The sequence below is a fragment of the Mesorhizobium sp. P2_D6 genome, assembly GCF_056404315.1.
In genome coordinates this window covers 61,752-86,203 of the sequence record NZ_JBFUEG010000017.1, presented here as the reverse complement: position 1 = coordinate 86,203, position 24,452 = coordinate 61,752, and the positions used below count along the sequence as shown (strand labels likewise).

Genomic DNA, 24,452 nt, shown 5'->3' with positions numbered 1-24,452 from the left:
GGAGCATGTGGAGATCTTAATCCCTCGCCCCCCAAATCTTTTTACGTCGTGGCTGTACGCCATGGCAGCTGACTCACATGAAAGCGCTGGCGAAACGCGGCCGCTTTGCGTATCAATCCGCCGCCATTGGAGCCGTATTGATGTTCGAGACCCTGCAACCCGCCCCCGCCGATAAGATCATCGCCCTGATCGGCCTCTACCGCGCCGATCCGCGCCCCGGCAAGATCGACCTCGGCGTCGGCGTCTACAAGGACCGCGACGGCAAGACGCCGGTCATGCGCGCTTTGCGCGAGGCGGAGAAGCGGCTGCTGCAGGGCCAGGACACCAAGACCTATCTCGGTCTTCCCGGCGACACCGGCTTCAACACGGCGATGGTCAAGCTGGCTTTCGGCCCCGCAGCCGACATGACGCGCATTCGCGCGGCGCAGGCGCCGGGCGGCTCCGGCGCGCTACGGCTGGTGGCCGAGCTTTTGAAGCGGACCCGCACCGACGCGACCGTCTGGCTGTCGGACCCGACCTGGCCAAACCATCCGCCGGTGATGCGCGGCGCCGGCCTCAAGGTGCGCGACTATCCCTATTTCGATGCGGCTTCCGGGGCGGTGCGTTTCGACGACATGCTGGCGGCGCTGGGTACAGCCGAGGCCGGCGACATCGTGCTGCTGCATGGCTGCTGTCACAACCCGACCGGCGCCAATCTCGACGCCGCGCAATGGGCCAAGGTCACCGACCTTGTCGCCGAGCGCGGGCTGTTGCCCTTTGTCGACATTGCCTATCAGGGCTTTGGCGAGGGCCTCGATGCCGATGCCGCCGGTCTGCGCCTGCTGGCCTCGAAGGTTCCGGAAATGGTCGTTGCCTCGAGCTGCTCGAAGAACTTTGCCGTCTACCGTGATCGCGTCGGCGCGGCGATGATCCTGGCCAAGGATAGCGTGCAAGCCGATGTGGCGATGAGCCAGATGCTGGCGGCGGCGCGCGCCATGTATTCGATGCCGCCGGACCATGGCGCGGCGGCCGTGCGCATGGTGCTGGAAGACGATGGCCTTCGCGCCGACTGGGAGGCGGAGCTTGAGGAAATGCGGCTGCGCATGCTGAAACTGCGTGTCCAGTTCGCCGACGCACTGCGCCGGCAATCCAATTCCGACCGCTTCGATTTCATCGCCAGCCATCGCGGCATGTTTTCAAGGCTTGGCCTCACCGAGGCGCAGGTCGAACGGCTGCGGGCCGAGTACGGCGTCTACATGGTCGGCGACAGCCGCATCAACGTCGCCGGCCTGCCCGAGGACGGTATGGACGATCTCGCCAAGGCGGTTGTCTCGGTGCTCGACTGATACGGCTCGGCTGTGGACAAGGCTAGGCTACCGGCTGACAGCGTTGGCCGAGCGACGGGGAGCGGGATAGCATTCGCCGCATGACGCCATCCAAAGACATCTCCCGGCTGATCGAGATCATGGCCGCGCTGCGAGCGCCGAAGACCGGCTGTCCCTGGGACATCGAGCAGGATTTCTCGACCATCGCGCCCTATACGATCGAGGAGGCCTACGAGGTCGCCGACGCCATTGCGCGCGGCGACCTCGACGATCTGCGCGATGAACTCGGCGATCTCCTGCTGCAGGTCGTCTACCATGCGCAGATGGCGCAGGAGACGGGTGACTTCGCCTTCGGCGATGTGGTTGAGGCCATCACCACCAAGATGATCCGCCGCCATCCGCATGTCTTCGGCGACGAAGAGGCGCGCAGCGCCGGCATGGCCAAGGGCATGTGGGAAAAGATCAAGGCTGAGGAGAAGGCTGAAAAGCGAAGCGCCCGGCTCGCCCGCGGCCTCGACCCGGAAGACAATGGCAAGGGGTTTCTGGACAGCGTGCCGGTCGCCCTGCCCGCCCTAACCCGGGCCCTGAAACTGCAGGAGAAGGCAGCCCGGGTCGGCTTCGACTGGAGCGAGGCGGCACCCATATTGGACAAGATCGAGGAAGAGATCGGCGAATTGCGCGAGGCGCTGGCCAAGGGGGAAACGGCTGAGATCCAGGACGAGTTCGGCGACATGCTGTTTGCCGTCGTCAATCTGGGACGTCACCTCAAACTCGATTCGGAAGCAGCGCTCAGCGGCACCAATGAAAAGTTCCGCTCGCGCTTTCACTATGTCGAACGCGCGCTGGAGGCTTCGGGAAACACGCTCGCAAACGCCACGCTGGACGAAATGGAAGCGCTCTGGCAGCAGGCCAAGGGCGCGAAATAAACCCGCTTATTGCTTGTTTTTACGGTGCAATCGGCTCTCGATCTCTTCCCGGGCGGCGTGCGTGGCCTGGAGCGAGATGGTCGCGCTGCCGTCGTCATTGTCGGTGCGCGAAACGATGTCGCCGTTGCGGTACAGCCAGTCGACGAGGCCAAACTGGGCCGGCTCGATCGTCACCGTCAGCTCTTTCAGCTCGCCCGACATCCTGGTCTCGATCAGCGCCTTCAGCGCATCGATGCCTTCGCCGGTGATGGCCGAGATGGCGATCGGCGGCGCCTTGTTGCTGTCGGCGCCATCGGCAAGCAGGCGCTCCCGGTTGCCGTCGTCGAGCAGGTCGACCTTGTTCCACACCTCGACGACGCGCTTGGTATCGCCGGCGTCGACGCCGAGATCGGCCAGGATGCGTTCGACATCCTCGGCTTGCGCCGCTGTGTCCGGATCGGAGATATCGCGCAGATGGATGACCAGGTCCGCCTCGACCACCTCTTCCAGCGTGGCGCGGAAGGCGGCGACCAGATGCGTCGGCAGGTCGGAAATGAAGCCGACCGTGTCCGACAGGATGATCGGCGTGCCGTGCGGCAGCCGCACGCGGCGCAGCGTCGGGTCGAGCGTGGCAAACAGCATGTCTTCGGCCAGCACGTCGGCTCCGGTCAGCCGGTTGAACAGCGTCGACTTGCCGGCATTGGTGTAGCCGACGATCGCCACCACTGGGAACGGTACCTTCTTGCGCTTGGCGCGGTGCAGGTCGCGGGTGCGGCGCACCGTTTCCAGCTCATGCTTGAGCTTGATGATCTTTTCCTGCAACTGCCGCCGGTCCGACTCGATCTGGGTTTCGCCGGGGCCGCCGAGGAAGCCGGCGCCGCCGCGCTGGCGTTCAAGGTGGGTCCAGCTCCGCACCAGGCGGCCCTTCTGGTAGTTGAGATGGGCAAGCTCGACCTGCAGCGTGCCTTCCTTGGTCCGCGCGCGTTCGCCAAAAATCTCTAGGATCAACCCGGTGCGGTCCAGCACCTTGGCGTTGAATTCCTTCTCGAGATTGCGCTGCTGCACCGGCGTCAGCGGATGGTCGACGATGACCACCTCCGCGTGACCCTCTTTGACGATCTCGGCGAACTCCGCGACCTTGCCGCTGCCGAGCAAGGTTGCCGGGCGTGGATCGTTGACGGTCACCACCGCCGTGTGGATCAGATCAAGGTTGATGGCGCGGGCAAGGCCGACAGCTTCGTCATGGCGGGCGTCCGCCGAACGCGTCAGCCGCGGACGGTTTGTTTCGTCATCGCTGCGCTGGTGCCGGGTAAGCACCGGCACAATGACAACCGCCCGGGTCGGACCATTGGCTTCCGTCCCGGGGTGATGCGCTGGTTTCCCGCGGACGCTGCGGTCCGCGTCTTTCTCACGTGCCAATCAGGCGCCCTGGCTTTCCTCGCCATCGAACATCTGAACCGGCTGGCTCGGCATGATCGTGGAAATGGCATGCTTGTAGACGAGCTGGGAGTGGCCGTCGCGGCGCAGCAGAACACAGAAATTGTCGAAGGAAGTGACCACGCCGGTCAGCTTGACGCCGTTGATGAGAAAGATGGTGAGTGGATTTTTGCTCTTGCGAACAGAATTCAGGAACAGGTCCTGAAGGTTTTGCGATCGTTCCGCCATTGTTCTTGTCTTTCGCCGATCCCCTTCGGTTTGCAGGCCAATGCGCCAAATTAACGGGCACATGTCAAGCTTGCAAACACCCCTTTGCCGTCAGTAACGACAACCAGAACGAGATATATTGATGTGCAGTCCGTCTGTGCGGTTATCAGGCTGGACTTTTTTCCGCAACGTCAAAAAAGGCTTGCCGCAATGAAAGTGTTATAGAGCCGGGATGGCCATTGGCGACCGCGGCGCCGTCGATTGCCACCACCGGCATGGCGATTGTCGTTGCCGAACTGATGAAAGCCTCGCGCGCCGCCTTGGCCTCGGCGACCGAAAACCCGCGCTCCTCGATCTTCAAACCAAGCTTCGCCGCCACCTCGAACATGGTGGTGCGGGTGATGCCGCGCAGGATGCCGTGCTCGGCCGGCCGGGTCACCAGAACGCCGTCCCGGGTCACGATCCAGGCATTCGACGAGCCGCCTTCCTTGACGTTGCCTTCTGTATCGACGAACCAGGCTTCCTGCGCGCCGGCCTCTTTGGCCTTCTGCTTGGCCAGCACATTGGGCAGCAGGCCCGTGCTTTTGATGTCGACCCGGTCCCAGCGGTTTTCCGGCACAGTAATGACCTTGATGCCGGTCTCGGCCCGCTTTGCGGCCGCCGCCGGGTCGGCCTTTCTGGCCGTAATGACCAGCGACGACAGTGTATCGGCCGGGAAAACGAAGTCGCGGCTGGCGACGCCGCGCGTCACCTGGACATAGACCAGGCCGTTGACGACCTGATTGCGCCGCACGACTTCGCGCAGCAGAAGCGGCAGCACGCCCTTGGTAACCGGCCAGTCGATCGACAGTTCGCTGAGCGAGCGGTTCAGCCGTGCAAGATGGCGCGGCATGTCGACGATAAAGCCTTGAGCCACCTCGCAGACCTCGTAGACGCCGTCGGCGAATTGGTAGCCGCGATCCTCGATATGCACGGCAGCGTCGGCATGGGCGACATAGCGCCCGTTCACATAGGCAATGCGCGGCATTCAGTGATCCCTCAGAAAAGTCCCGGTATTTTTAGGCGATTCCGCCGCTGCCGTAACCGGCAATTGCACAGGCCACAGCGTGCTGGCCCAACAACAATGGGGATCAGACCCCCAGCGACTTCAGCTTGCGGTGCAGCGCGGAGCGCTCCATGCCGATGAATTCCGCCGTCTTCGAGATGTTGCCGCCGAACCGGTTGATCTGGGCGATCAGATAGTCCTTCTCGAACTGTTCGCGGGCTTCGCGCAGCGGCAGCGCCATAATGTGCTGATCGGACTGGTTCGGCGTACGCGGCATGACATCGCCGATCTCGGATGGCAACAGGTCGGCGGTGATCGGTGAATCGACATCGTCGCCGCGCGCCAGGATCATCAGCCGTTCGACATTGTTGCGCAGCTGGCGGACATTGCCCGGCCAGTTGTGCGCCTGCAGCACGGCAAGCGCATCGTCGCCGATTCGGCGCGGCTTGATGCCGGCCTGACGCGCAATCTGCTTCATGAAATTGTCGACGAGATAAGGGATGTCCTCGCGCCGCTCGGCCAGGCCCGGCACCATGACCGGAACCACCGCCAGGCGGTGATAGAGGTCTTCGCGGAAGCGACCGTCGGCGATCATCGCTTCGAGGTTCTGCGAGGTCGAGGAGATGATGCGCACGTCGACCTTGACCCGCTTGGTGCCGCCGACCCGCTCGAACTGCTGCTCGACCAGCACGCGCAGGATCTTGTTTTGCGTCTCGCGCGGCATGTCGGCCACTTCATCGATGTAGAGAATGCCGCGGTGCGCCTCCTCCAGCGCGCCGACCTTGCGCTCGGTGCCGTTGGATTCGGTGCCGAACAGCTCGATCTCCATGCGCTCGGGCGTGATGTTGGCCGCACTCAGCGTCACGAACGGCGCGCCCTTGCGCGCCGACAGCGTGTGGATGGCGCGCGCGGCGAGCTCCTTGCCCGAACCGGACGGACCGATGATCATGACGCGGCTGTTGGTCGGCGCGACGCGCTCGATGGTTTGGCGCAACTGGCTCATCGCCGACGACATGCCGATTAGGTCGAAGGTTTCGCCGCTGCGCTGCTTGAGGTCTGAAACCTCGCGCCGCAATTTCGAGGTTTCCAGCGCCCGCTCGGCAATCAGGATCAGCCGGTCGGCCTTGAATGGCTTCTCGATGAAATCATAGGCGCCGCGGCGGATGGCCGACACTGCCGTCTCGATATTGCCGTGGCCGGAGATCATCACCACCGGCAGGCTCGGATGCATCGTCTTGATCTCGTCGAGCAGCGCCAGCCCGTCCAGGCGCGAGCCCTGCAGCCAGATGTCGAGGAAAATCAGCCGCGGCGCCCGGTCGGCTATTGCCGCCAGCGCACTGTCGGCATCGAATGCCGTGCGGGTTTCATGCCCCTCGTCGCTCAGTATGCCCGCGACGAGTTCACGGATGTCTTCCTCGTCATCGACGATGAGAATATCAGACGCCATTACCGACCTTTTCAGTTTCTCTTTCGAGTTCAGTTTCGCCTTGACCGCGTGGCGGCGCGGTTGCGGCAGCGGGTGGCAGGATGATCGAGATCATCGCGCCGCGTCCACCGTGGAAGTCGGCAGGCGCATCGTGCAGTTCGAGCCGCCCGCCATGGTCCTCGACGATCTTCTTGACGATGGCGAGGCCGAGCCCGGTGCCCTTCTCGCGCGTCGTCATATAGGGCTCGAGCAGCCTTTGGCGATTCTCGCGCGGCAGGCCTTTGCCATTGTCGATGACGTCGATTCTGATCGCGCCATTCTGCCGGGCAGCTTGAATCCGGATTATGCCGTGCGAACCGTCCTTTTGTTCCAGTCCGTCAATCGCTTCGGCGGCGTTCTTGATGACGTTGCCGAAAGCTTGCGCCATCAGCCGGCTGTCGAAAGTGCCCTTCAGTGGCTCGTTGCCGAAGACGCGTTCGAAAGCGATGTCTGCACGGCTGACCTCGACCAGGAACGACGCCTCGCGCAATGATTCGCGCAGATCGATGGCCTTCATCTCGGGCTTCGGCATGCGGGCGAAAGCGGAGAATTCGTCGACCATGCGGCCGATGTCCTCGACCTGGCGGATGATGGTGTCGGTGCACTGATCGAAAATCTCGCGGTCCTCGGTGATGACCTTGCCGAAACGGCGTTTGATGCGCTCGGCCGAGAGCTGGATTGGCGTCAACGGGTTCTTGATTTCATGCGCAATGCGCCGTGCCACGTCCGCCCAGGCCGAGGAGCGCTGCGCCTGGACCAGATCGGTGATGTCGTCGACCGTCACGACATAGGATTTCTCCTCCGAGCCGTTGTCGCCGGCCTCGATGGTAATCTGCACGTTGAAGGTCCGCTCGGCGCCTGTACGGTAGAAGGTGACCTGCTCGCGATAGACCGGCTTGCCGGATTTGCGGCCGATCTCGAAGACGCGGCCGACATGCGGGAGCACGGCCGACAGGTTCTGCCCGAGCGCTGCCGTCGCCGATATGGCCAGCATCGTTTCGGCCGACTTGTTGACGATGGTGACGATACCGTAGGGATCGACGCCGATGACGCCGGCGGTGACGCCGGCCAGCACCGCTTCCGAGAAACGCCGCCGTTCGTCGATCAAATCCTTGGCCGACAGAATCTCGTTGCGCTGCGATTTCAGCTCCAGCAGCATCTTGTTGAACGTATCGCCAAGCGAGGCGACGTCACCGTCGGAAGGCCGCACTGGCACGGCGACGTCGAGATTGCCGGTGGCAACCTCGTCCGCGGCGCCGATGAGCTGGCGGATGGGCCGCACCAGGCGGTCAGCGACCGCTATGCCGGTCCAGATGGCCGACAGGATGATGATCAGCGTCAGCGACAGATAGGGCAGCGCGAACGCCACCTGCGAGGTCCGCCTGTTCGCTTCCAGGCCACGATATTCCGCGGTGTTGGACTGTACGATCTGCCGCGCCTTGATGACCTCGGGATCGACAAGGCGAATGGTGTAGAGGTAGAGCCCTTCGATCTCGCGCAATTTCACGATGGCGCCCATGATGTTGCGCGTCTTCGGCTCGATCAGCACCGGTTTGCCGTCGGCCGCACTCGCCACGGCCCCTTCCGGCGGCTCCGGCATGGCGAAATTCGTATCGGTCTTGGCGCTCATGACGAAGGAGCCATCCGGCTTGATCAGCGCCGCATGCGCCAGGGTCCTGCCCACGGCTTCCTTGTTCATCAGGTCGAGAAAGCCGGTTCGATCGAGGCCGTAAAGCGTGCGTGACGCGTCAAGATCGTAGGCCATCGACAGCGTCGTGCCCTGAAGATTGCGAGCATTTTCCTGCACATAGGCATCGGCGATCGACAGCGACGAGTTGACGATCGTCTTGGTGCGGATCTCGAACCAGCGGTCGAGGCCTATATCGAGCGTGATCGAGGCAATGATGGCCACCATGATGGCGGGGATGGCGGCGACCAACGCAAACATCGCCACGATGCGCACATGCAGCCGCGATGCCGCCTTTCCGTGCCGGCGCGCCATGACGATGCGATGCACCTCGCGGCCGACCAGGGCGATCAGCGCAAGCACGAACACGGCGTTGACCGCAATCAGCGTCAGCGTCGTGGCTGCGTCCGGCGTGATCGGCGTCGCACCAACGAGGATCGCAAATGAGATTGCCGCCGTAACCAGCGCACCGGCGATTGCGACAACGCCGGGCAGCGCAAGCAACCGGCGTCCATCCCTTCCGCCGGGTCTGCTGAAAAGCGGTTCGTTTGATGTAAGAGCCTGCGAAGCCATGTCGCCGTCTAAGAGCCAGTGATTGCGTCGGATGTATGCAACGCATTGTGGCGATTATGCAACAAGTGTGGCCGCGAGGGAAACTTTCGGCCACCGATCCCCTGAAAAGGGGATGACCAGGCGTCACTTCGACCAGTACGCGCTCACGATCTCGACGATTTGTAGACGTTGACCCCGAGTTCGCGAATCTTCTTGCGCAGCGTGTTGCGGTTCAAGCCCAGCAATTCGGCCGCCTTGATCTGGTTGCCGCGCGTTGCCGTCATGGAAGCCAGCACCAACGGATATTCGACCTCGGACAGGATGCGCTGATAGAGGCCGGCCGGCGGCAATTCGCCGGCGAAAGAGGCAAAATAGCGCTGCAGGAAGTGCTCCACCGCCTGGCCGATGGACAGATCGTCCGGGATCAGGTTGCCGCCGCCGGGAACGACCGGCCTTTCGCCTGTCTTCAGCTCGGCTTCGATGATCTCGGCGGATATTTCGTCCTGCGAATAGAGCGCGGCAAGCCGGCGCACCAGGTTTTCTAATTCGCGCACATTGCCCGGCCAGGGATAGCGCTTCATCAATTCGATGCCGCCGGTCGAAATGCGCTTGGTCTGCAAGCCTTCGCTGGCGCCGATCTTGAAGAAATGCCGCACCAGATCGGGAATGTCTTCCGACCTCTCACGCAAGCCCGGCAGCCGCAGCGGCACGACGTTCAGGCGATAGAACAGATCCTCGCGGAAAAGCCCCTGGTTGATCAGCGTGCGCAGATCCTTGTTGGTGGCGGCGACGATGCGCACGTCCGTCTTGATCGGCGTACGCCCGCCGACCGTGGTGTATTCGCCCTGCTGCAGCACGCGCAGCAGCCGCGTCTGCGCCTCCATCGGCATGTCGCCGATCTCGTCGAGGAACAGCGTGCCGCCCTCGGCCTGCTCGAAACGGCCGGTCGAGCGGTTCTGCGCGCCGGTGAAGGCGCCCTTCTCGTGACCGAACAGTTCCGATTCGATCAAATCGCGCGGGATCGCCGCCATGTTGATGGCGACGAACGGACCGCCGCGGCGACGGCCGTATTCATGCAGGGCGCGCGCCACCAGTTCCTTGCCGGTGCCGGACTCGCCCGAGATCATGACCGTCAAATCGGTCTGCATCATACGCGCCAGCATGCGGTAGATGTCCTGCATGGCGGCCGAGCGGCCGACCAGCGGCATGGCGTCAGGCTGTTCGTCCGGCCGCGTATCGATTTTCGGCCGCCGCGGCTCGGACAGCGCCCGGTTGACGATGCTGAGCAGCTCGGTCAGGTCGAACGGCTTCGGCAGGTACTCGTAAGCTCCTGTTTCGGAAGCTCGAATCGCGGTCATGAAGGTGTTCTGCGCGCTCATCACGATGACCGGAAGTTCCGGTCGCGCCTTCTTGATGCGCGGCAGCATGTCGAAGGCGTTTTCGTCCGGCATGACCACGTCGGTGATGACCAGATCGCCCTCGCCCGCCGCCACCCAGCGCCATAACGTCGAGGCGTTGGAGGTGACGCGCACCTCATGGCCGACGCGCGACAGCGCCTGGTTGAGCACGGTGCGGATGGCCGCATCGTCGTCGGCGACGAGAATATTGCCGCGAACCGTCATTTGCGGTCTCCTTCGCCTTCATCTGCAGTGTCGTTCGGTGCTTCTTTCCAGGCCGGCATCAGGATGCGGAAGGTGGTGCCGCGCGGCGTCGAATCGCATTCGATGATGCCGCCATGCTCGCCGACGATTTTCGCCACCAGCGCCAGGCCGAGCCCCGAGCCGTTCGGCTTGGTGGTGATGAACGGGTCGAACAGGATCGGCAGGATGTCTTCCGAAACACCCGACCCATTGTCGCGCACGCAGAATTCCAGCGGCAGCGACACACGGTCCTGCGTGCCCGGGACGGAAACACGGATGCCGGGCCTGAACGCGGTCGACAGCACGATCTCGCCTTGCGGGTCGCCGCCGATGGCTTCGGCAGCGTTCTTGACCAGGTTGAGAAACACCTGGATCAGCTGGTCGCGGTTGGCAAAAACCGGAGGCAATGATGGATCATAATCCTCCAACATCCTGATTCTTTTGGCAAAACCGTTCTTGGCGATCGCCTTCACATGGTCCAGCACGACATGGATGTTGACGGGGTAGCGGTCGATCGGCCGCTCGTCGGAAAACACCTCCATGCGGTCGACCAGCGACACGATGCGGTCGGTCTCGTCGGTGATAAGCCGGGTCAGCGCGCGATCCTCGTCGGAAGCCGACAGTTCGAGCAGCTGCGCCGCACCGCGTATGCCCGACAGCGGATTCTTGATCTCGTGCGCCAGCATGGCGGCAAGGCCGGTGACCGAACGTGCAGCACCCCGATGCGTCATCTGCCGGTCGATCTTGTCGGCCATCGAGCGCTCCTGGAACATCACCACGATCGAGCCCGGGAATTCCGGCACCGGGGCAACGTAGAGATCGACGACCTTCTCGATGCCGAGACGTGGCGACGACACGTCGACACGGTATTCATTGACCGGCGCGCGGCGTTCGCGGACCTGGTCGACCAGTTGTAACAGCGGGCTGCCGAACGGGATGAGCTTGGACAGCGTGTTGCGCGCCAGCATGGTCGCGCTGGAGCGGAAGAAGTCCTCCGCGTCGGCATTGGCGTAGGTGATGAACCCGTCCGGATCGACCATGATCACCGGTCGGCGGATGGTGTTGAGCACGATATGGGCGGCATCCGCCATCTCGGTGCCCGGTGCAGCAGGCGCGTTCATGCGGCACTCCGCAGGGGCGCGGCGTCGCCTTCGCCGGAAAACGCTTCGCGCAGCAGGGCAATGACGCGGGCAGGCTCGAACGAGGTGAGGATGGCTTTGCGGCGGTCGTCAGTGACGCCAGCGGCGTGGCGGTCGAGATACCAGCCGAGATGCTTGCGCGCCTGGCGCAAGCCGCTTTCGACGCCGTAGAGCGTCAGCATGTCCTCGTAATGGGCGGCAATGTAGTCGGCCATGGCTTTCGGGCTGTCCGGCACGCCGGAGGTCGCCTCGCCCGCAGCCGTCGCCGCGATGCGGCCCGCCGTCCACGGCGCGCCGTAATGCGCACGGCCGATCATCACCGCATCGGCGCCCGACTGTTCGAGGATTTGGGCTGCCTCTTCCGGCGAGCCGACATCGCCATTGGCGACTACCGGGATCGAAACGGCATCCTTGATTCGCGCGATCGCACCCCAATCGGCCTTGCCTTGATAGAACTGGCAGCGCGTGCGGCCGTGCACCGTGACCATTTTGACGCCGGCCTCTTGAGCACGGCGCGCCAGAGCGGGCGCGTTCAGCGCATTCTCGTCCCAGCCGAGCCGCATCTTGACCGTGAGCGGAACCTGCACCGCGCCTACCACCGCCTCGATCAACGACAGCGCGTGGTCGAGATCGCGCATCAGCGCCGAACCGGCATAGCCTCCGGTCACCTTCTTGGCCGGGCAGCCCATATTGATGTCGATGATGTCGGCGCCCTCGCCGGCAGCGATGCGCGCGCCCTCGGCCATATGCGAGGCCTCGCGGCCGGCAAGCTGGACCATATGGACAGGCAGCCCGGAATGACGGATGCGCAGGTCGCAGCCGGCCCTGCCCTTGGCAAGCTCGCCGCTCGCCACCATTTCCGACACGACCAGGCCTGCGCCATGCGCGTAGGCGCGCTGCCGGAACGGCTCGTCCGTTATTCCCGACATCGGCGCAAGGAACACGCGGTTGCGGATCGTCACGCCCCCGACATCGAGCGGCAGAGCCAATTTTGTCACTTCAGGCATGCACAAAAACCAAGCATATCGGATTGCTGCACATTCTCTAGCCATAAGAAAGGCATTGTGCAACGCGCAATGACGTCACATTGCGGCGCATTTGGGAAAATGCTGGCCTTCGGCTTTTACCCCGACTACCACCAATCGCAATGACAGACACAAGTGAAAATCGGGCTCTGGGCGACGACGGCAAGGTCGGCGTGGTCATCGTCGCCGCCGGCCGCGGCGCGCGCGCCGGACGGGCCGACGGGCCGAAACAGTATCAGCGCATCGGCGGCCGCACCGTTATTGCGCGCACGCTGGAGACATTCCTGGCGCATCCTGAGATTGGCCCTATCGTCGTCGCCATCCATGCCGATGACCGCGCGCTTTTCGACAAGGCAGCCGGCGCGCATGGCGAGCGGGTCATCGCCGTAGTCGGCGGCGAGTCGCGCCAAAGTTCGGTTCGGCTGGGACTGCTCGAACTGAGGGGCCACGCGCCCGGCCGTGTCCTGGTGCACGATGCGGTGCGGCCGTTTGTCGATGCGGCTCTCATCGACCGTACCATCGCGGCCATTGGCGAGCGCCAGGGTGCGCTGCCAGCGCTGCCCGTCGCCGATACGCTCAAGCGCGAATCGGCCACCGGCATGATCAAGGAGACGGTGCCGAGGGCGGGCCTTCATGCTGCACAAACGCCGCAAGGCTTTCCGTTCTGGCCGCTGCTCGCGGCGCACGAAAAGGCCCATCATCTCGGCAAGACGGATTTCACCGACGATGCCGCGATCGCCGAATGGGCGCATATTCCGGTCAAAATCGTCCAGGGGTCGCCGGACAATGTCAAACTCACCTGGGCAAGGGATATTGCGATGGCCGATCAGCGGCTTACCGGCGAACGTTTTCCCGACATCCGCACCGGCAATGGCTATGATGTGCATGCCTTCGAACCCGGCGACCATGTCACTCTGTGCGGCGTCGCCATTCCGCACGGCAAAAAGCTGTCGGGACATTCGGATGCCGATGTCGGCCTGCACGCGCTGACTGACGCGCTGCTTGCCACCTGCGGCGCCGGCGACATCGGCACGCATTTCCCGCCCTCCGACCCGCAATGGAAAGGTGCGGCATCGCGCATCTTTGTCGAACATGCGGCGAAACTGGTGCGCGCGCGCGGCGGCCGCATCGCCAATGCCGACATCACTCTGATCTGCGAAGCGCCGCGCGTCGGCCCGCATCGCGACGCCATGACCAAGGCCTTGTCGGCGATGCTGGGCATTTCCAGCGACCGCATCTCCATCAAGGCGACGACCAATGAAAAACTCGGCTTTGTCGGCCGCGAGGAAGGCATTGCCGCCATCGCCACCGCCAGCGTCGTCTTCCCCGGGGACGTGCCGGCGTGAGCAATAGCGATCTCGCCAACGCCCTGCTCCACGCCTGCCAGCAGCGCGGCATCATGTTGGCGACCGCCGAAAGCTGCACCGGTGGCATGATCATCGCCGCCCTCACCGACATTGCCGGCTCGTCGGCCGTGGTCGACCGCGGCCTCATCACCTATTCCAACGAAGCCAAGATGGAGATGCTCGGCGTCTCGGCGGCCACGCTTCAAGCGCACGGCGCCGTCTCGCGCGAAACGGTTCTGGAGATGACTGCGGGTGCGCTGGCGCGCTCGCGCGCCGGGCTGGCGCTTGCCGTCACGGGCATAGCCGGCCCGGGCGGCGGCTCGCCGGAAAAGCCGGTCGGTCTGGTCTGGTTCGGGGTGGCGCTCAGGGGTGGGCCGGTGGCTGCAGAGCTCAATATGTTTGCCGACAATGGCCGCGACTTCATCCGCCGCGAGACGGTCAGGCATGCGCTGGAGATCGGCCTGCGTGCGCTCGGCGACACTCACGAGATGGGCGTCGTTCCGTAGATGACGTCGGCGCGTTTCTCGAACGCCTCGGAAAACATGCGGAAGGCGCGGTCGAACATGGTGCCCATCAGTGCGCCGAGAATGCGGCTCTTGAATTCGTAGTCGATGAAGAAATGGACTTCGCAAACGCCGTCAGCCGGATCGAAGCGCCAGATATTGCTGAGATATTTGAACGGCCCATCGATGTATTTGACGTCGATGGTGTTCTCGTCCGGCTTCAGCAGCACTTGCGTCGTAAAGGTCTCGCGGATCGCCTTGTAGCCGATGCTCATATCGGCGACGAGAATGGTGCGGCCGTCGCGCTCCTTGCGCGAGCGCACCGTCAGCGCCTCGCACAGCGGCAGAAATTCAGGATAGGTCTCGATATCGGCGACCAGCGCAAACATCTGCTCCGGCGTGTGGGCAACGCGGCGAGTGGCTTCGAATTTCGGCATTATTGCATGTCGCTCAAAAGTGGCCCCGGTTTTGAGAAAACGACATGCATCACTTAAAGCAGGATTAGCTGGCTTTTTGGAGCTGCGCCTCGCGCGCCGCCCGCAATCTGGCGAAATCGTCGCCGGCATGATGCGAGGAACGCGTCAGCGGGCTCGACGCCACCAGCAGGAAACCCTTGGTCTTGCCGATCGTGGCGAAGGAGTTGAACTCTTCCGGCGTCACGAAGCGGATCACCGGATGGTGCTTCTTCGATGGCTGCAGATACTGGCCGATGGTCATGAAGTCGACATTGGCCGAGCGAAGATCGTCCATCAGCTGCAGGATCTCGTTCCGCTCCTCGCCAAGGCCAACCATGATGCCGGACTTGGTGAAGATCGACGGGTCGAGCTCCTTGACCCGCTGCAGCAGCCGGATCGAGTGGAAATAGCGGGCACCCGGCCGCACCGTCAGATAGTTCGACGGCACGGTCTCGAGATTGTGGTTGAAGACGTCGGGCTTGGCCGCCACGACGATCTCCAATGCGCCTTCCTTGCGCAGGAAATCGGGTGTCAGGATTTCGATCGTGGTCAAGGGCGTTGCCGCGCGGATGGCGCGGATGACCTCGGCAAAGTGCTGCGCGCCGCCATCGGCGAGATCGTCGCGGTCGACGGAGGTGATGACGACGTGGGTCAGCCCCATCTGCTTGACGGCGTGCGCGACGCGCGCCGGCTCATCGGCATCGAGTGCCGTCGGAATGCCGGTGGCGACATTGCAAAAGGCGCAGGCGCGCGTGCAAATCTCGCCCATGATCATGAAGGTGGCGTGCTTCTTTTCCCAGCACTCGCCGATATTGGGGCAGCCGGCCTCTTCGCACACCGTGACCAGCTTGTGCGACTTCACGATCTCGCGCGTCTCGGCATAGCCCTTGGACACCGGCGCCTTGACGCGTATCCAGTCGGGCTTGCGCAGCACGTCCTGGTCGGGCTTGTGCGCCTTCTCGGGGTGCCGCAGGCGCGGCGCGGTGGCGATCGTGTCGAGAACAGTGACCATCTCAAACCTGACTTGTTGGCGTCCGCCCGTCGGCGTCAGCCTTTAGAACGTCACTTAAGACTTTTCGGAGCAAAGAAAAAGGCTGCAGCAGTGCATGCCGCCACAGCCTTTTTCGCATAGCGCAGATCTAGCGGCGTATCAGCCGCCCTGCAAAGATCAGCAGGCAGGCGCCGATGAAGCCGGTGATCAGATAGGCGAGCCAGCCGACGCCGAACGGCTCGATGTTGAGGGCTCTGAGAATGGCGTTGAGCACCACCGCGCCGACAATACCCATAATGATGTTCATCAAGATGCCGGTGTTGCTCTTCATGACCATCTCGGCCAGCCACCCGGCCAAGCCGCCGATGATGACGGCTGCAATCCAGCCCACGCCATTCACGTCCATATGCCAACTCCTCCAGTGTCAGGTGAAAATGCATCCGGAAACGAACTGTCTTGCCGCAAGGTTCCTCCGGCCCACGCGTCTGAGTCTCGCGGCAGCAATTTATCATGCGTTGAGCGCGCGCCCATAGGCGTCGAGCACGCTTTCCTTCATCATTTCCGACAGCGTCGGATGCGGGAAGATGGTGTGCATCAGCTCTTCTTCGGTGGTTTCGAGGTTCATCGCCACGACAAAGCCCTGGATCAGCTCGGTCACTTCGGCGCCGACCATGTGGGCGCCGAGCAGCTGGCCGGTCTTCTTGTCGAAGATGGTCTTGATGAAACCCTGGTCCTCGCCAAGCGCGATCGCCTTGCCGTTGGCGCCGAACTGGAAGCGGCCGACGCGAATGTCCTTGCCTTCGGCCTTGGCCTTCGCTTCGGTCAGGCCGACGGAGGCAACCTGCGGGTTGCAATAGGTGCAGCCCGGGATCTTCAGCTTGTCGGTGGCATGCACGCCGGGGAAGTTGGCGATCTTCTCGATGCACACCACGCCCTCATGCTCGGCCTTGTGGGCAAGCATCGGCGGTCCGGCGACATCGCCGATGGCGTAGATGCCGGGAACATTGGTCTTGCCATAGCCGTCGACGACGACGCAGCCGCGGTCGGTCTTCACGCCGAGCGTTTCGAGACCGAGATTCTCGATGTTGCCCTGTACGCCAACGGCCGAAATCATGCGGTCGGCGGTGATCTTCTCGACCTTGCCGTCCTTCATCTCGACATGTGCGGTAATCGAATTGGCACCCTTCTCAACCTTGGTCACCTTGGCCTCGAGGATGATTTTCATCCCTTGCTTCTCGAACTGTTTCTGCGCGAATTTCGAGACCTCGGCATCTTCGACCGGCATCACCGCCGGCAACAGCTCGACCACCGTCACCTCGGCGCCCATGGTGCGGTAGAAGGAGGCGAACTCGATGCCGATGGCGCCCGAGCCCATCACCAGCAGCGATTTCGGCATTTCCTTCGGCACCATCGCCTCGAAATAGGTCCAGATCAGCTTGCCGTCCGGCTCGATGCCGGGCAGCGCGCGCGGCCGGGCGCCGGTGGCGAGAATGATGTGCTTGGCGGTGTAGGTGCCCTCGCCCTTGACGCCCTTCGGCACCGGCGGCTGCGGCTCCATCGGCTTCTTGGCCGTCTTGGAGACGACGATCTCGCCGGGCTTGGAGAGCTTGGCCTCGCCCCAGATGACGTCGACCTTGTTCTTCTTCATCAGGAAGGCGACGCCGCCGTTAAGCCTGAGCGACACTTTGCGCGAGCGGTCGACCACGGCAGCCGTATCGGCGCTGACCTTGCCGCCTTCGAGCTTGAGCCCGTAGTCCTTGAGATGATCGGAATAGTGCATGATCTCGGCCGAGCGCAGCAGCGCCTTGGTCGGGATGCAGCCCCAGTTGAGGCAGATGCCGCCGAGATGCTCGCGCTCGACGATCGCCGTCTTGAAGCCGAGCTGTGCCGAGCGCACCGCCGTGACATAGCCGCCCGGGCCGGAGCCGATGATGATGACGTCGTAGGATTCTGCCACGGGGTTTCTCCCTGATTGTCTTGTCTAGAGTTCCAGCATCACGCGCACCAATGGCGCCAATGCCTCACCTATACTGCGCGTGTTTTCCGCATCGAGATGGACACCATCGAGCGGTGTGGTCGTGGCCACGGTTCCGGCATCGAAAAAGCCGCAGCCGGCCTCGTCGGCGAGGATCGAATATTGCGGTGCCAGCCGCTTCGACGCCTCGTCGCCGCCGGCAAACATTTCCTTGAATTCGGCATTGTCCGTGCGGCTGACCGCTGGCGGCGCCACGAGCAGGATTTGCGGCGCGTCCCAATCGAACGGGTAATCATGGCCGCGCACGATGTCGATCAGCCGCGATATGCCCTGCTTGGCCGCGACCGGATTGCCGTGGATCCACGGCTTCATGTCGTTGGCGCCGAGCATGATGACGATCAGGTCGATTGGCGCATGCGTCGTCAGAATCGTCGGCAGCAGTCTTGCGCCGTTGCGGTCCGCGCCTGCCAGATGGTCGTCGAAGGCGGTGGTGCGGCCGTTCAACCCCTCGGCAATGACCTCGATGCCATCGTCGTCCAGCGCCGCCTTGAGCACGCTCGGCCAGCGGTCTTCCAAAGCATGGCGGCCGAGGCTCGCCGCGTCATAGCCCCAGGTCAGGGAGTCGCCGTAGCAGAGAATTGTCTTCACGCCCTTGCCTCGCCTCTGCCAAAACCTGGCTGCCCGCGCATAACCCGCCACCGTACGAACAACCATTGCACCACAATCGCAACCAGGCTCGGCAGAACCAATCCTGCGATGATTGGCAGGTTCCCTCCCCAATCGCGTCCTTCGGGCGGGTGGGAAAAAGTCCAGCCGATCAAGCCGAAACCGATCAGCACGAACAAGGCGAATGTGCCGATCCCAACCCAATTGATGGCCTTGAGCGGATTGGGAAAAAACTGTGCAATGAAAAACAATATCGTCACGACAGTGGTGACTAACCCGCACGCGAAGAACACAAGAATGTATTCCTCGTGCGCGTCTGTATTTATTGCCAGTCCCACCGCAACGACGGCGCCAACAAGCAAAGACAGGAAGAAGGCTATGAAGGAGGTGAAGAATTTCCGCACCGCCCTTTTCCTTCCCTAGACCAGCATGCCCATCGGGTTTTCGATCATGCGCTTGAAGGCGCCCAGAAGTTCGGCGCCGAGCGCACCGTCGACGGCGCGATGATCGGTCGACAGCGTCACCGACATGACGTTGGCGATTTTGATCTCGCCATTCTTGACCACCGCGCGCTGCTCGCCCGCACCCACCGCCAGGATAGTCGCATGCGGCGGGTTGATTACGGCGGCAAAGTCCTTGATGCCGAACATGCCGAGATTGGAGACAGCCGTGGTGCCGCCCTGATATTCCTCGGGCTTCAGCTTGCGGCTGCGGGCGCGGCTCGCCAGATCCTTCATCTCGTTGGAGATGGTGGACAGCGTCTTTTCATCGGCGTGGCGGATAATCGGCGTGATCAGGCCGCCGGGGATCGACACGGCGACGCCGACATCGGCATGCTTGTGCTTGACCATGGCGGTATCGGTCCAGGATGCGTTCGCATCCGGCACCGCCATCAGCGCCATCGCCATCGCCTTGATGACCATGTCGTTGACCGACAGCTTGTAGACGGGCGCTTCGCCCTTGTCGGTCTTCTTCGTCGGCGCGGCGGCATTCAACTGCGTGCGCAGCGCCAGGAGCGCATCAAGCTCGCAGTCGAGCGTCAGGTAGAAATGCGGAATGGTCGACTTGGCCTCGACCAGCCGCCGCGCGATGGTCTTGCGCATATTGTCGTGCGGGACGAGCTCGTAGGAGCCTTCGGCGAACAGTTTCAGCACCTGCTCGTCCGACATCGCCTTGGGTGCGGTGCCAGGAGCGGCAGGCGCCGGAGCGCCAGCAGATGCTGCTTTCGCGGCAGGTGCCGCCTTGGCGCCACCACCGGCAATCGCTGCCTCGACATCGGCCTTGACGACGCGGCCATGCGGGCCGGTGCCGGTCACGGCGGACACATCGACGCCGGCATCCTTGGCGATGCGACGGGCCAGCGGCGAGGCGAAGGTACGCTCGCCTGCGGCGTGACCGTTAGCAACTGGCGCGGCTTCTGCTTTCGTCGACGCAGGCGCCGCGGCAGCGGTTGCCGGCTTCGGCACTTCGGCCTTTGGCGCATCGGCTTTCGGAGCCTCAGCCTTGGGCGCGGCATCGCCGCCACCCTTCGCCGCAGCCCCGGCATCCTCGCCTTCGCCGGCCAGAATGGCGATCAGCGCATTGACCTTGACGCCTTCGGTGCCGGCGGGAACGACCAGCTTGGCGACCGTGCCCTCATCGACCGCTTCGACTTCCATTGTCGCCTTGTCGGTCTCGATCTCGGCGATCACGTCGCCCGGCGAAACCTTGTCGCCTTCCTTGACCAACCACCTGGAAAGATTGCCCTCTTCCATCGTGGGCGAGAGCGCCGGCATGGTGATGTTGATTGGCATGATGTCCTCCCGACCGGCTCAGCGATACGTGACGGCTTTGACCGCCTCGATGACCTCACCGACATTGGGCAGGGCCAGCTTTTCGAGGTTCGCCGCGTAGGGCATCGGTACGTCCTTGCCGGCGATGGTGATGACCGGCGCGTCGAGGAAATCGAAGGCGCGCTGCGACACCTGGTTGGCGATGTGGTCGCCGACCGAGCTCTGCGGGAAACCCTCTTCCACCACGATCAGGCGGTTGGTCTTCTTCACCGAGGCGATGACGGTGTCGAGGTCGAGCGGACGGATGGACCTGAGATCGATGATCTCGGCATCGATGCCCATGCCGCGCAGTTCGGCTTCCGCCTTGATGGCGTAGGTCATACCGATGCCGAACGAGACGATGGTAACGTCCTTGCCCTGCTTGTGGATGCGCGCCTTGCCGATCGGCAGCACGAAATCGTCGAGCTTCGGAACGTCGAAGGACTGGCCGTAGAGGATTTCGTTTTCGAGGAAGATGACCGGGTTCGGGTCGCGGATCGCCGCCTTGAGCAGGCCCTTGGCGTCGGCCGCCGTATACGGCATCACCACCTTCAGGCCGGGGATGTGGCTGTACCAGGCGGCGTAGCACTGCGAGTGCTGGGCGCCGACGCGGGCGGCGGCCCCGTTCGGTCCGCGGAAGACAATCGGCGCGCCCATCTGGCCACCCGACATATAGAGCGTCTTGGCGGCGGAGTTGATGATCTGGTCGATCGCCTGCATGGCGAAGTTGAAGGTCATGAACTCGACGATCGGCTTCAGGCCGGCCATTGCCGCACCGACGCCGACGCCGGCAAAACCGTGTTCGGTGATCGGGGTGTCGACGACGCGGCGTGGCCCGAATTCCTGCAGCAGCCCTTGCGTGATCTTATAGGCGCCCTGGTATTCGGCGACCTCCTCGCCCATGACGAAGACATCACCGTCGCGGCGCATTTCCTCGGCCATGGCGTCGCGCAAGGCTTCGCGCACCGTTGTTGAGACCATCTCGGTGCCGGCCGGAATATCCGGATCGGCGGCGACTTCCGTTTTCGGCGCGGCCGCCACAGGCGCCGCGGCCTCGCTCTTGGCTGCAACCGGCGCGGGTGCGGCTACTTCAGCCTTGGCGGGCTCCTCGCCGATGCCTTCGCCGGCCGTGTCGACATCTTCGCCGTCGACCGCAAGCACGGCGATCACCGCGTTGACCTTGACGCCTTCGGTGCCGGCCGGAACCACGATCTTGGCCAGCGTGCCTTCGTCGACGGCCTCGACTTCCATCGTCGCCTTGTCGGTTTCGATCTCGGCGATCACGTCGCCAGCGACGACCTTGTCGCCCTCGTTCTTCAACCACTTGGAAAGATTGCCCTCTTCCATGGTCGGCGAGAGAGCGGGCATGAGAATTTCTATCGGCATGTCCTTGCCCTCCCGTTACAATACGATATCGGTCCAGAGCTCGGACGGATCCGGCTCGGCGTCGTGCTGGGCGAATTCGGCGGCGTCGGCGACGATGTCGCGGACTTCCTTGTCGATATTCTTGAGCTCGTCCTCGCTTGCCCACTTCTTGGCCGTTAGCCGCGCCTTGACCTGCTCGATCGGATCATGATCCGAGCGCATCTTCTGCACTTCTTCCTTCGAGCGGTATTTTGCCGGGTCCGACATCGAGTGGCCGCGATAGCGATAGGTCTGCATTTCGAGGATGATCGGCCCGTTGCCGGCGCGGCACCATTCGGTCGCCTGATCGCCGGCGGATTTGACCGCACGCACATCCATGCCGTCGACCTGAATGCCAGGTATCTTGAACGAGGCGCCGCGGTGCGAAAAATTTGTTTCGGCCGACGAGCGCGACACCGACGTGCCCATGGCGTAGCGGTTGTTCTCGATGATGTAGATCACCGGCAGCTTCCACAGCGAGGCCATGTTGAAGCTTTCATAGACCTGGCCCTGGTTGGCCGCGCCGTCGCCGAAATAGGTCAGCGACACATTGTTGTTGTCGCGGTAGCGGTTGGCGAAGGCGAGGCCCGTGCCGAGCGACACCTGCGCGCCGACAATGCCGTGGCCGCCGTAAAAATGCTTCTCCTTGGAGAACATGTGCATGGAGCCGCCCTTGCCCCTCGACAGGCCGCCGCGGCGACCGGTCAGTTCGGCCATGACGCCGCGCGGCGAAAGCTCCATCGCCAGCATGTGGCCGTGGTCGCGATAGGCGGTGATCATCTGGTCGCCGTCGATCAGCGCCATCTTCATGCCGGTGACGACCGCTTCCTGGCCGATATAGAGGTGACAGAAGCCGCCGATGAAGCCCATGCCGTAGAGCTGGCCGGCCTTTTCCTCGAAGCGGCGGATGAGCAGCATGTGCCGGTAGGCGGCAAGCTCCTCGTCCTTGGTGAATTCGGCTGGTTTGGGGGCGGAAAGCCCCGTGGATTTGGCGGATGTCGATTTGACGGATTTGGCAGGCGCTTTTTTGGCGGCGGTGGCCATGCATCACTCCCTGTTGGCGTCTCTTTGCGGACACGAGAGCAGCACGAAAATCTGCTCCGAGGGAGATCAGCTCTCCCCACCGATTTGAAAGAGGCTAACACGCGAGAAAGCGTTTCGCCATGCTGAAAAATGCATGGCTGTCATGCGTCTAAGCGATTAAAATCATTGGAAATAACAGTGATTAACTGAATTCAGGTTATTTCGAGTTAGCCGGCAGCATGATGGTAATTTCATCCGCCTGGGACAGATTGAGCGCCCTGCGCGCCTGCTCGTCGAGCATATCCTTCTCAAGCGTGCCCTCATGCATCAGCTGGACGCGCCGCTCCAGATCGACCCGGCGCGCTTTGATGGCATCGTACTTGGCCTGCAATTCGACGGTCTGCGCTTCGAGCTGGTATTTCGAATAGATGCCGAACTCGCCATGATAGGCATGGAAGCCGAAATAGGTCAGGAACGCCACGCAAAGCGACGGGATGATCAGCCGGCCGGTGTTTCTCTGCTTGTGCTGGCGTGTCCACATGGTCGCAATCCTATGACCTCCTTATCTCGCCCGATTGTGCTTAATGGACGGTTACGGACCCTGGGATTTTGCGAGCGGGAAATGACCCACCCGGCAGATTGCGTCCACCTCGTCGATTTTTCTTCTCCATCCTTTGCGGTCGCAGTTTGCATGCGCGAAAAGCAGTTGACGTTCTCCTGAAGTTATATATGCATATGCTATGCAATTGTTAGACGCCAACAAACTCGGCGCGCTCGGCGCCATGATTCGCGACAGGACGGAAGCGTCCTTGAGAGAGCTTTCACCGAGCGCGGCGGCGGTGCTGTCGATGCTGCACTTCAAACCGGGGTTGACGACAACGGAGCTCGCCGAGGTCGTCGGCGTCAGTCAACCGACTGCCGTGCGTTTGATCGACGGGCTGGAACGGCAGGCGCTGATAGGGCGCGGCAAACCGGAGGGTCGTGTCACTCCGCTAACTCTGACGGAGACTGGCCACGCACAGGTAAGGGAAATGCAAGCTCTCCGGCTCGCCGCTCTCGACGGATTGCTGTCTGTGCTGCAACCGGATGAGCGGCGGCGCTTTGTTTCCATGCTGGACGAGATTCTTGCGGGCGCGACTACTTCCCGTCCTTTCGCGAGAACAACCTGTCGCCTCTGCGAGCATGATCTTTGCGGACCCAAAATTTGCCCGATCGGCTGCCGAGCGGCTGAGATCGAGAGGAAGGAGAGCGAGCGATGATCATTTCCTATGCGGGGCATTCGCCTGCCATCGATCCCGATGCTTGGGCCGCTCCGGATGCGACAATATCCGGCGATGTCGTCATTGGCGCCGGCAGCCGGGTCATGCATGGCGCGCGCCTTGTGGCGGAGTCTGGCGGATCGATCCGCATTGGCCGCAACTGTATCGTGTTGGAAAATGCGGTGATCCGGGCCACGGCAAGTCATCCTTGTACTATCGGGAATTATTGCCTCGTAGGCCCCAACAGCCACATGGTTGGCGCAGAGGTCGGCGATGAAGTTTTTATCGCTACAGGTGCGGCGGTTTTCCATGGTGCGCACATAGGGCGCGGATCGGAAGTCCGCATCAATGGCATCGTTCACCTGCGCACCCGCCTCGAACCTGGCACGGTCGTACCGATCGGCTGGATTGCCGTGGGCGATCCGGCTCAGGTCCTGCCTCCGGACCAGCATGAGGCCATCTGGTCTCGGCAGAAACCGCTCGATTTCCCGGGCTTCGTCTACGGTGTCGACCGAAACTTGCCGGATGTAATGCAGAAAATCACTGCAAATCTCTCGGTGGCGCTGGGCGTACATCGCACGGGAAACGCTTGAGCGCTTTCCGCCGCAGCAGA

Annotated in this window: 24 protein-coding genes; 6 read left to right on the top strand and 18 right to left on the bottom strand. The window is 62.9% G+C overall.

Translation table 11 applies throughout. From position 1 onward, the window contains the following. Positions 1-140 precede the first annotated feature (140 nt). Together AC1D1L_RS27190 and mazG are read left to right on the top strand one after the other, a co-directional pair. Positions 141-1,325, top strand: coding sequence for an amino acid aminotransferase (locus AC1D1L_RS27190; protein ID WP_477344358.1), 1,185 nt, complete (start codon positions 141-143; stop codon positions 1,323-1,325). Between the two features lie 80 nt (positions 1,326-1,405). Further along, positions 1,406-2,230, top strand: coding sequence for a nucleoside triphosphate pyrophosphohydrolase (gene mazG, locus AC1D1L_RS27185; protein ID WP_477344357.1), 825 nt, complete (start codon positions 1,406-1,408; stop codon positions 2,228-2,230). A 6-nt stretch (positions 2,231-2,236) separates the two neighbouring features. On the opposite strand, the gene hflX is transcribed toward mazG, so the two are convergent. The 8 genes from hflX to dusB all read right to left on the bottom strand — a co-directional run bounded on the left by hflX (position 2,237) and on the right by dusB (position 12,388). Then, entirely contained in the window at positions 2,237-3,628 is a 1,392-nt protein-coding gene (gene hflX, locus AC1D1L_RS27180) for a GTPase HflX (protein WP_477344356.1), read from the bottom strand. Beyond that, complete coding sequence (gene hfq / locus AC1D1L_RS27175) at positions 3,629-3,874, bottom strand: RNA chaperone Hfq (protein WP_006202172.1); 246 nt, start codon at positions 3,872-3,874, stop codon at positions 3,629-3,631. A 145-nt stretch (positions 3,875-4,019) separates the two neighbouring features. After that, on the bottom strand, positions 4,020-4,880 hold the full coding sequence (locus AC1D1L_RS27170) for a D-amino-acid transaminase (protein WP_477344355.1): 861 nt from the start codon (positions 4,878-4,880) through the stop codon (positions 4,020-4,022). 103 nt (positions 4,881-4,983) lie between these two features. Next, complete coding sequence (gene ntrX / locus AC1D1L_RS27165; RefSeq protein ID WP_112561767.1) at positions 4,984-6,345, bottom strand: nitrogen assimilation response regulator NtrX; 1,362 nt, start codon at positions 6,343-6,345, stop codon at positions 4,984-4,986. Continuing rightward, positions 6,335-8,623, bottom strand: coding sequence for a sensor histidine kinase NtrY-like (locus AC1D1L_RS27160; RefSeq protein ID WP_477344354.1), 2,289 nt, complete (start codon positions 8,621-8,623; stop codon positions 6,335-6,337). The genes ntrX and AC1D1L_RS27160 overlap by 11 nt, the downstream gene beginning before the upstream one ends. A 143-nt stretch (positions 8,624-8,766) precedes the next feature. Beyond that, positions 8,767-10,224, bottom strand: a complete 1,458-nt coding sequence (gene ntrC, locus AC1D1L_RS27155) for a nitrogen regulation protein NR(I) (protein ID WP_112561769.1) — start codon at positions 10,222-10,224, stop codon at positions 8,767-8,769. After that, positions 10,221-11,363: a two-component system sensor histidine kinase NtrB gene (locus tag AC1D1L_RS27150; RefSeq protein WP_477344353.1), complete on the bottom strand. Its 1,143-nt coding sequence runs from the start codon at positions 11,361-11,363 to the stop codon at positions 10,221-10,223. The genes ntrC and AC1D1L_RS27150 overlap by 4 nt, the downstream gene beginning before the upstream one ends. Further along, positions 11,360-12,388, bottom strand: a complete 1,029-nt coding sequence (gene dusB, locus AC1D1L_RS27145; protein WP_477344352.1) for a tRNA dihydrouridine synthase DusB — start codon at positions 12,386-12,388, stop codon at positions 11,360-11,362. Before dusB ends, AC1D1L_RS27150 begins: the two co-directional genes overlap by 4 nt. A gap of 140 nt (positions 12,389-12,528) precedes the next feature. Between dusB and AC1D1L_RS27140 the strand changes: the two genes are divergently transcribed. Both AC1D1L_RS27140 and AC1D1L_RS27135 read left to right on the top strand, forming a co-directional pair. Then, positions 12,529-13,752: a bifunctional 2-C-methyl-D-erythritol 4-phosphate cytidylyltransferase/2-C-methyl-D-erythritol 2,4-cyclodiphosphate synthase gene (locus AC1D1L_RS27140; RefSeq protein ID WP_477344350.1), complete on the top strand. Its 1,224-nt coding sequence runs from the start codon at positions 12,529-12,531 to the stop codon at positions 13,750-13,752. Continuing rightward, on the top strand, positions 13,749-14,258 hold the full coding sequence (locus tag AC1D1L_RS27135; protein ID WP_477344348.1) for a CinA family protein: 510 nt from the start codon (positions 13,749-13,751) through the stop codon (positions 14,256-14,258). Before AC1D1L_RS27140 ends, AC1D1L_RS27135 begins: the two co-directional genes overlap by 4 nt. Here the strand turns inward: AC1D1L_RS27135 and AC1D1L_RS27130 are convergent. From AC1D1L_RS27130 to AC1D1L_RS27085, 10 genes are all read right to left on the bottom strand, one after another. Continuing rightward, on the bottom strand, positions 14,234-14,692 hold the full coding sequence (locus tag AC1D1L_RS27130; protein ID WP_477344347.1) for a type II toxin-antitoxin system RatA family toxin: 459 nt from the start codon (positions 14,690-14,692) through the stop codon (positions 14,234-14,236). The genes AC1D1L_RS27135 and AC1D1L_RS27130 overlap by 25 nt on opposite strands. A 64-nt stretch (positions 14,693-14,756) precedes the next feature. Further along, positions 14,757-15,722 carry a lipoyl synthase gene (gene lipA / locus AC1D1L_RS27125; protein WP_477344346.1) on the bottom strand — a complete coding sequence of 322 codons (966 nt, stop codon included), beginning with the start codon at positions 15,720-15,722 and terminating at the stop codon, positions 14,757-14,759. Positions 15,723-15,849: 127 nt separating this feature from the next. Continuing rightward, entirely contained in the window at positions 15,850-16,107 is a 258-nt protein-coding gene (locus AC1D1L_RS27120; RefSeq protein WP_477344345.1) for a GlsB/YeaQ/YmgE family stress response membrane protein, read from the bottom strand. A 102-nt stretch (positions 16,108-16,209) separates the two neighbouring features. After that, positions 16,210-17,658 carry a dihydrolipoyl dehydrogenase gene (gene lpdA, locus AC1D1L_RS27115; protein WP_477344344.1) on the bottom strand — a complete coding sequence of 483 codons (1,449 nt, stop codon included), beginning with the start codon at positions 17,656-17,658 and terminating at the stop codon, positions 16,210-16,212. Between the two features lie 24 nt (positions 17,659-17,682). Beyond that, complete coding sequence (locus AC1D1L_RS27110) at positions 17,683-18,324, bottom strand: SGNH/GDSL hydrolase family protein (RefSeq protein ID WP_477344343.1); 642 nt, start codon at positions 18,322-18,324, stop codon at positions 17,683-17,685. Beyond that, positions 18,321-18,746, bottom strand: coding sequence for a hypothetical protein (locus AC1D1L_RS27105; protein ID WP_477344342.1), 426 nt, complete (start codon positions 18,744-18,746; stop codon positions 18,321-18,323). The genes AC1D1L_RS27110 and AC1D1L_RS27105 overlap by 4 nt, the downstream gene beginning before the upstream one ends. Positions 18,747-18,761: 15 nt before the next feature. Next, entirely contained in the window at positions 18,762-20,135 is a 1,374-nt protein-coding gene (locus AC1D1L_RS27100; protein WP_477344341.1) for a pyruvate dehydrogenase complex dihydrolipoamide acetyltransferase, read from the bottom strand. An 18-nt stretch (positions 20,136-20,153) separates the two neighbouring features. After that, on the bottom strand, positions 20,154-21,539 hold the full coding sequence (locus AC1D1L_RS27095) for a pyruvate dehydrogenase complex E1 component subunit beta (RefSeq protein ID WP_477344340.1): 1,386 nt from the start codon (positions 21,537-21,539) through the stop codon (positions 20,154-20,156). Between the two features lie 15 nt (positions 21,540-21,554). Beyond that, positions 21,555-22,601, bottom strand: a complete 1,047-nt coding sequence (gene pdhA / locus AC1D1L_RS27090) for a pyruvate dehydrogenase (acetyl-transferring) E1 component subunit alpha (RefSeq protein WP_112561782.1) — start codon at positions 22,599-22,601, stop codon at positions 21,555-21,557. Between the two features lie 196 nt (positions 22,602-22,797). Then, entirely contained in the window at positions 22,798-23,121 is a 324-nt protein-coding gene (locus tag AC1D1L_RS27085) for an FtsB family cell division protein (RefSeq protein WP_477344339.1), read from the bottom strand. A gap of 199 nt (positions 23,122-23,320) precedes the next feature. Here AC1D1L_RS27085 and AC1D1L_RS27080 point away from each other — a divergent pair, with 199 nt between their 5' ends. Together AC1D1L_RS27080 and AC1D1L_RS27075 are read left to right on the top strand one after the other, a co-directional pair. After that, positions 23,321-23,839 carry a MarR family winged helix-turn-helix transcriptional regulator gene (locus AC1D1L_RS27080; protein WP_477344338.1) on the top strand — a complete coding sequence of 173 codons (519 nt, stop codon included), beginning with the start codon at positions 23,321-23,323 and terminating at the stop codon, positions 23,837-23,839. Next, the gene (locus tag AC1D1L_RS27075) at positions 23,836-24,432 is read left to right on the top strand and encodes a gamma carbonic anhydrase family protein (RefSeq protein ID WP_477344337.1); all 597 of its coding nucleotides are present in this window, start codon (positions 23,836-23,838) and stop codon (positions 24,430-24,432) included. Before AC1D1L_RS27080 ends, AC1D1L_RS27075 begins: the two co-directional genes overlap by 4 nt. The last annotated feature ends 20 nt before the right edge of the window (positions 24,433-24,452 follow it).

Excerpts from the sequence above, each read along its gene's own strand:
- AC1D1L_RS27100 (WP_477344341.1), bottom strand. The coding sequence starts at position 20,135 with ATGCCAATCAACATCACCATGCCGGCGCTCTCGCCCACGATGGAAGAG.
- dusB (WP_477344352.1), bottom strand. The coding sequence starts at position 12,388 with ATGCCTGAAGTGACAAAATTGGCTCTGCCGCTCGATGTCGGGGGCGTG.
- AC1D1L_RS27095 (WP_477344340.1), bottom strand. The coding sequence starts at position 21,539 with ATGCCGATAGAAATTCTCATGCCCGCTCTCTCGCCGACCATGGAAGAG.
- AC1D1L_RS27080 (WP_477344338.1), top strand. The coding sequence starts at position 23,321 with ATGCAATTGTTAGACGCCAACAAACTCGGCGCGCTCGGCGCCATGATT.
- AC1D1L_RS27160 (WP_477344354.1), bottom strand. The coding sequence starts at position 8,623 with ATGGCTTCGCAGGCTCTTACATCAAACGAACCGCTTTTCAGCAGACCC.
- ntrX (WP_112561767.1), bottom strand. The coding sequence starts at position 6,345 with ATGGCGTCTGATATTCTCATCGTCGATGACGAGGAAGACATCCGTGAA.
- hfq (WP_006202172.1), bottom strand. The coding sequence starts at position 3,874 with ATGGCGGAACGATCGCAAAACCTTCAGGACCTGTTCCTGAATTCTGTT.
- AC1D1L_RS27085 (WP_477344339.1), bottom strand. The coding sequence starts at position 23,121 with ATGTGGACACGCCAGCACAAGCAGAGAAACACCGGCCGGCTGATCATC.
- mazG (WP_477344357.1), top strand. The coding sequence starts at position 1,406 with ATGACGCCATCCAAAGACATCTCCCGGCTGATCGAGATCATGGCCGCG.
- AC1D1L_RS27130 (WP_477344347.1), bottom strand. The coding sequence starts at position 14,692 with ATGCCGAAATTCGAAGCCACTCGCCGCGTTGCCCACACGCCGGAGCAG.
- AC1D1L_RS27120 (WP_477344345.1), bottom strand. The coding sequence starts at position 16,107 with ATGGACGTGAATGGCGTGGGCTGGATTGCAGCCGTCATCATCGGCGGC.
- AC1D1L_RS27075 (WP_477344337.1), top strand. The coding sequence starts at position 23,836 with ATGATCATTTCCTATGCGGGGCATTCGCCTGCCATCGATCCCGATGCT.
- pdhA (WP_112561782.1), bottom strand. The coding sequence starts at position 22,601 with ATGGCCACCGCCGCCAAAAAAGCGCCTGCCAAATCCGTCAAATCGACA.
- lipA (WP_477344346.1), bottom strand. The coding sequence starts at position 15,722 with ATGGTCACTGTTCTCGACACGATCGCCACCGCGCCGCGCCTGCGGCAC.
- AC1D1L_RS27140 (WP_477344350.1), top strand. The coding sequence starts at position 12,529 with ATGACAGACACAAGTGAAAATCGGGCTCTGGGCGACGACGGCAAGGTC.
- ntrC (WP_112561769.1), bottom strand. The coding sequence starts at position 10,224 with ATGACGGTTCGCGGCAATATTCTCGTCGCCGACGACGATGCGGCCATC.
- AC1D1L_RS27150 (WP_477344353.1), bottom strand. The coding sequence starts at position 11,363 with ATGAACGCGCCTGCTGCACCGGGCACCGAGATGGCGGATGCCGCCCAT.
- AC1D1L_RS27170 (WP_477344355.1), bottom strand. The coding sequence starts at position 4,880 with ATGCCGCGCATTGCCTATGTGAACGGGCGCTATGTCGCCCATGCCGAC.
- AC1D1L_RS27190 (WP_477344358.1), top strand. The coding sequence starts at position 141 with ATGTTCGAGACCCTGCAACCCGCCCCCGCCGATAAGATCATCGCCCTG.